The sequence below is a fragment of the Chromohalobacter nigrandesensis genome, from assembly GCF_023061285.1.
GTDB classification, from domain to species: domain Bacteria; phylum Pseudomonadota; class Gammaproteobacteria; order Pseudomonadales; family Halomonadaceae; genus Chromohalobacter; species Chromohalobacter nigrandesensis.
In genome coordinates this window covers 1-1,970 of record NZ_JAKGAM010000031.1, presented here as the reverse complement: position 1 = coordinate 1,970, position 1,970 = coordinate 1, and the positions used below count along the sequence as shown (strand labels likewise).

Below are 1,970 nucleotides of genomic sequence, written 5' to 3'. Positions count from 1 at the left end.
CGATCAGGTAATTCATTGTGAGCGCTTACCCAGGACGGGATGCACGGTCGTTTAAGGAGGTGATCCAGCCGCAGGTTCCCCTACGGCTACCTTGTTACGACTTCACCCCAGTCATGAACCACACCGTGGTGATCGCTCCCCCGAAGGTTAAGCTAACCACTTCTGGTGCAGTCCACTTCCATGGTGTGACGGGCGGTGTGTACAAGGCCCGGGAACGTATTCACCGTGCCATTCTGATGCACGATTACTAGCGATTCCGACTTCGCGGAGTCGAGTTGCAGACTCCGATCCGGACTGAGACCGGCTTTTCGGGATTGGCTTCAGCTCGCGCTTTCGCAACCCTTTGTACCGGCCATTGTAGCACGTGTGTAGCCCTACCCGTAAGGGCCATGATGACTTGACGTCGTCCCCACCTTCCTCCGGTTTGTCACCGGCAGTCTCCCTAGAGTTCCCGACCGAATCGCTGGCAAATAGGGACAAGGGTTGCGCTCGTTACGGGACTTAACCCAACATTTCACAACACGAGCTGACGACAGCCATGCAGCACCTGTCTCTGCGCTCCCGAAGGCACCCCGGAATCTCTTCCGGGTTCGCAGGATGTCAAGGGTAGGTAAGGTTCTTCGCGTTGCATCGAATTAAACCACATGCTCCACCGCTTGTGCGGGCCCCCGTCAATTCATTTGAGTTTTAACCTTGCGGCCGTACTCCCCAGGCGGTCGACTTATCGCGTTAACTGCGCCACTAAGTCCTCAAGGGACCCAACGGCTAGTCGACATCGTTTACGGCGTGGACTACCAGGGTATCTAATCCTGTTTGCTACCCACGCTTTCGCACCTCAGCGTCAGTGTCAGTCCAGAAGGCCGCCTTCGCCACTGGTATTCCTCCCGATCTCTACGCATTTCACCGCTACACCGGGAATTCTACCTTCCTCTCCTGCACTCTAGCCTGCCCGTTCCGGATGCCGTTCCCAGGTTGAGCCCGGGGCTTTCACACCCGGCGTGACACGCCGCCTACGCGCGCTTTACGCCCAGTAATTCCGATTAACGCTTGCACCCTCCGTATTACCGCGGCTGCTGGCACGGAGTTAGCCGGTGCTTCTTCTGCGGGTGATGTCGCTCTTGCCGGGTATTGACCGACAAGCCTTCTTCCCCGCTGAAAGTGCTTTACAACCCGAAAGCCTTCTTCACACACGCGGCATGGCTGGATCAGGCTTGCGCCCATTGTCCAATATTCCCCACTGCTGCCTCCCGTAGGAGTCCGGGCCGTGTCTCAGTCCCGGTGTGGCTGATCATCCTCTCAAACCAGCTACGGATCGTCGCCTTGGTGAGCCGTTACCTCACCAACCAGCTAATCCGACATAGGCTCATCCAATCGCGCGAGGTCCGAAGAGCCCCCGCTTTCTCCCGTAGGACGTATGCGGTATTAGCCTGAGTTTCCTCAGGTTATCCCCCACGACTGGGTAGATTCCTATGCATTACTCACCCGTCCGCCGCTCGACGCCTCCTAGCAAGCTAGGATCGTTTCCGCTCGACTTGCATGTGTTAGGCCTGCCGCCAGCGTTCAATCTGAGCCATGATCAAACTCTTCAGTTGAAAGTCTGATAGTCCGTTGAGCGGACCAAACTTGGTTCAAGACTAAAACGTTCTCAAAAAGACCCGAAGGTCTCTGACGAGTCGCTTGCCTTGATAGGTCGTGACTAGCACCCCTATCCTGAGCAAACGCCCACATGAATTACCTGATCGATTGTTAAAGAGCGTCTCCGTGCTCTACAAAGAGCGGAGCTCTCGTTTTCGCCGAAGCGCCTAACGAGGAAGACGTATTCTACCGAAAGCGCCGTGATTGTCAATGGCCGCAGCCTACGTAACAATCGCTGACATCGCTTCAAATGACGGCGTTGTCAGGGCCTTTCGAGATGCGGCGCATTTTACCGAATTCGGCGTCACTGTCAAGCGAGAAAGCCACCCGAAGGT

Annotated in this window: 1 rRNA gene; it reads right to left on the bottom strand. The window is 56.1% G+C overall.

Annotation, left to right across the window (positions count from 1 at the left end):
• Positions 1-52: 52 nt before the first annotated feature.
• Positions 53-1,592 (bottom strand): 16S ribosomal RNA (locus tag L1073_RS17025).
• Positions 1,593-1,970 lie beyond the last annotated feature (378 nt).